Source organism: Verrucomicrobiota bacterium (assembly GCA_016871495.1).
Taxonomy (GTDB): domain Bacteria; phylum Verrucomicrobiota; class Verrucomicrobiia; order Limisphaerales; family VHDF01; genus VHDF01.
On sequence record VHDF01000172.1, the window covers coordinates 1 to 4,226 of the forward strand.

Consider the following 4,226-nt stretch of genomic DNA (forward strand, 5'->3'; position numbering starts at 1 on the left):
TCGGGGAGCTTCAGCGAGCGATAGACGCGCGAAGTGGCCAAGAGCCCCGCATGAGACGAAGCGGTCTCGTCGAGCGGCTTGGGATCGATGGCGAACGGCGACTTGGCTTGGACGGGCAAGCGAGCTGGCATGCGAAATAAATACATGATATATATAACATTGCAAGAGAACAATTCACATCTGATGCGTCCTGAAGCGGTTTTTTTGAATCGCTACCGAATTACCCGTGGATCAGGGCCCTTCTTCCTCTCTTGCAGCCGCGCCCCATTTTGGACCATACTCCTACATCCCAATGATGAAATGAGTTCGAGTGTGCCCCTCGGGGGTTCGTCATTTAAGCACGGGACGTCGGACTGAGTCAGCTCGACCCCCAGCCTGAACCCTGGGGCATTGGGGGTTGGCTAGAGCTAGCCGCTCCTTTGTCGTTACGGTGGCCCTGGACGCGATCACGAACCCATGATTCGAAGATGAGAGTTGGAGACCCGCCCATGAGCGAAACAAAGATTTATTCTGCATCCGCTGGCAAGTTGGCGGGAATGACTCGCGAACATTCCCGCCGCGCGTTCTTGAAAACGAGCGCCGTGCTGGCCGCGACGGGTCTGGCTTGTCCTGCTCAATCCGCGGCGATTCGTCCGAAGCGGCGTTTGCGCATCGCCGCGCTCACGACGATTTATCACAAATACTCGCATTCCCAGCACATCGTGGACCGATTTCTTGAAGGATACGGTTGGGAAGGTCGGCATTATCGGCCCGAGATCGATGTCGTGGCGATGTATGTCGAGCAGGTGGGTGCCAACGACCTCAGTCGCGAGCGCGCCTCGCGGCATCCGGAACTCAAGCTCTATCCTACGATCCGTGAGGCATTGACCTGTGGTGGCCGGGAGTTGGCCGTGGACGGCGTGTTGTTGATCGGGGAGCACGGGAATTACCCTGTGAACGAAAAAGGTCAAACATTGTATCCCCGGTATGAGTACTTTCGCCAGATTGTGGATGTCTATCGGCGTTCGGGGAAAACAGCGCCGGTGTTCAACGACAAACACCTTTCATGGAGTTGGGAGCACGCCCGGGAGATGTACGACACGGCCCGGGAGTTGGGGTTTGGATTCATGGCCGGATCCTCATTGCCGGTGACGTGGCGGCAGCCTGCCATCGATTTGCCGTGGGGCGAACGGGTGGAGGAGGCCGTGGGAATATGGAATGGATGGCTCGACGGCGGTGACATTCACGTGCTGGAGGCGTTGCAATCCATCGTCGAGCGGCGGCGGGGTGGGGAAACCGGCGTTCGTTGGGTTGAAGCGCTGCGTGGCGACCGATTTTGGAAGGCGATGGAAGCGGGCACCTGGGCGGGCGGAGGATGGGATCGGCGTCTGATGGAGGCGGCACTGTCCAGGAGCAATCAACTACAATCTCCGCGCGAGACTTATAGCAATGCGTTTCCCACCCTTTCGGATTTGCGCCGTGCGGCTCCTGAATCCTATGCCTACCGCTTTGAATACATGGATGGGCTCCGGGCCAGCATCATCCAGTTCAGAGGAGCGGTGGTTGGGGACTGCAATGTCGCGGCGCGACTGGCCAATGGCAGGCAATTCTCCACCATGTTCTATCTTCCCTATTCCACGATGCGTAATTTTTTTAGTCCGCAGGTGCATCACATCGAAACGCTTTTCCGCACGGGAGTTTCACCTTATCCCGTGGAAAGGACCCTTCTGACCACAGGCATGACCGCTGCGGGCGTGGACTCGCTGTATCAGCAGGGAAAAAGGCTGGACACCCCGCACTTGCAGATCCGCTACCGATCGACCCGGCATTCAACCTTTTGGAGAACCTGATGATGCGTCGCCGACAATTTCTCGGAACCCTTTGCACTCTGCCCCTGTGCCTGGAACCGATCCATGGCTCGACCTTGGGGAACACGAGGCGCGGCGCACGTCCCAAAAGACTGGCGCTGATCACCACGGTTTGGACGTATCAGTCCCATGCCCAGCACATGGGAGACCGGTTTTTGGTTGGATATCCCAGGCATGGTTCCTGGCATTATCCCTCGCTTCAGGTGGTATCCGCCTACGTGGATCAAAAGCCCGACGGCGATCTTAGCAAGCAGCGCGCGGCTCATCACGGCTTCACGGTGTATCCGACGATAGCGGAAGCGTTGCGTTGTGGAGGGGGCAGCCTCGCCGTAGACGGCGTGGTGATCATTGGTGAGCACGGGCAATATCCCCGAAACCAGAAGGGCCAGGTTCTTTATCCTCGATATGAGTTTTTCCAAGAAGTGGTCCGTGTCTTTGAAGCGGATCGCCGTGTGGTGCCCGTGTTCAACGACAAGCATCTTTCATACAGTTGGCAAAAAGCCGCCGAGATGGTCGCCACTTCCAAGAGACTGAAGTTTCCATTCCTGGCGGGCTCTTCGCTTCCGGTCACCTGGCGTCTGCCGCCCGTCGAGGTCCCGTACGGCGGGCGGGTTCGTGAGGCCCTCATGATCGGCGTCGGAGGATCGGATGCCATGGATTATCATGCGCTTGAGGCGATGCAATGCATGATTGAGCGGCGGCGAGGGGGGGAAACGGGGGTTCGGTCCGTTCAAGTTCTGGATGGAGACGACGTCTGGAAAGCGGCGGCCGAAGGCCGATGGTCGGCGCGCTTGCTCGAAGCCGCCTTGTCGAGGTCCGACTCTTTGACGGGGGATTCCGACCTGGATTCCCGGACGCAGGACCTCTCTCGGAACGGACATCTGCCACGGTTGGTCAAGAATCCTTCCGCGTACCTTATCGAACATCAGGACGGACTCCGCTCGACCCTGTTGATGCTCAATGGAGCCCTTTCCGACTATTGTTTCGCGGCGGAGCTGGCCGGGGGCGAAGTGGTTTCAACGCAGTTCTTTCTCCCACCCACTCCGAACGTGACCTACTCCGCCTGCCTCGTGGCGCAAATTGAGGAAATGATCATTTCGGGCAAGGCGCCTTATCCGGTTGAACGAACCCAGATGGCGAGTGCGGTGCTGGACCGTTGTCTCGACTCACGAGCCATGGGCGGGCGGCGGGTCGAAACGCCCGAGCTCAATATTCGTTACCGAGCCCCGCGACCGTCGAGATTCGGCGGATGATCCAGCGACGCAAACCGGTCCGGGCGAATCTTGAGGGCGGCGCAGTACCTTCCGCCGTTGCCCCACAGCGATGAATCCCTGAGATTTCAGTCTCAACGGAACTGTTCGTGCTTGGTCGTGCCGGGAGGACGGATGGCTCTTACGGAGGCATAGAGACGCGGAGAGAAGGCATCCGAAGTCTGTCTCGCTCAAGGGTTCAGCGGTTCAAGCCTACTTCCGTATGTCCGTAATTTCGCGGGTTCCGTGAGAGCCCTTCACGGTTGGGCTGTTGACCTGAACGACCTACGGGCGCGCCGAAAGAACTTCGCTTCAGCCCTTTGCGTCCTTCGCGGCCTCTGCGCGAGGAAAATCGGAATGCCTTGCAACCCTACCCGCAACCGAGCGCCGAACCCGAGATCTCTGTCCCCAACGAACTTCTCGGCCCAACCACGTCGTCACGCTGTCCACGATGAGGCGCCGTGAACGGCGCGCTCCGGAATCCACCCGTGGTGACAAAGGGAGCAAATCGCAGATCCCTGTCCCTTGCGAACTTCTGAGCGACGCGACGAAACTGACGTGCTTTCGTGACAGGAGGGATTGTTCTCGCGCGGAGGCGCAGAGAGCGCAGAGAGCGAGATGAAGCAGGCGAGACGATTCGAGATTTCTGACCCCAACGAACTTCTCGGCTCAATCACGTTGTCACACTGTCCACAATGAGGTGCCGTGAACGGCGCGCTCCGAAGGTCACAGCTTCACGCCGGGTTCAAACCACCAGCAGAATCACAGAAGTTCATGATTCTTCGCAGCCTTGGCGTGAGGAAAAGCAAAATGAACTTGCTCCAGCGCGTGGGTCGAATCCGAGACCTGACCTTGATTGGAGATGGTGCGCGCGGCGGGAGTTGAACCCACAACCTACGGCTCCGGAGGCCGGCACTCTATCCAATTGAGCTACGCGCGCAACCGCGACGGGATCCTGCCTCCGAGCCCGCCCTTCGGCAAGGAAATCCACGCTGTCTTAATGACGAGCCGTGCATCCCGATGTTGCCGGTGATGCAGGTAGGGCGCGTCCGTCCCGGCGCGCCGCCGGAGCATGATGTTTTGCATCCCGTGGGCGGCGGGCTGGGACAGGCCCGCCCTACCAACAACA

Annotated in this window: 2 protein-coding genes and 1 tRNA gene; 2 read left to right on the forward strand and 1 reads right to left on the reverse strand. The window is 59.1% G+C overall.

What is annotated here, in order from left to right:
* Positions 1 to 626 precede the first annotated feature (626 nt).
* Complete coding sequence (locus FJ404_19455) at positions 627 to 1,829, forward strand: hypothetical protein (protein MBM3825026.1); 1,203 nt, start codon at positions 627 to 629, stop codon at positions 1,827 to 1,829.
* Positions 1,830 to 1,903: 74 nt separating this feature from the next.
* Positions 1,904 to 3,100 (forward strand): hypothetical protein, encoded by a 1,197-nt coding sequence (locus tag FJ404_19460; GenBank protein ID MBM3825027.1) that lies wholly within the window; start codon positions 1,904 to 1,906, stop codon positions 3,098 to 3,100.
* A gap of 860 nt (positions 3,101 to 3,960) precedes the next feature.
* Here FJ404_19460 and FJ404_19465 read toward each other — a convergent pair.
* Positions 3,961 to 4,037: transfer RNA gene (locus FJ404_19465), tRNA-Arg, on the reverse strand.
* Between the last annotated feature and the right edge of the window lie 189 nt (positions 4,038 to 4,226).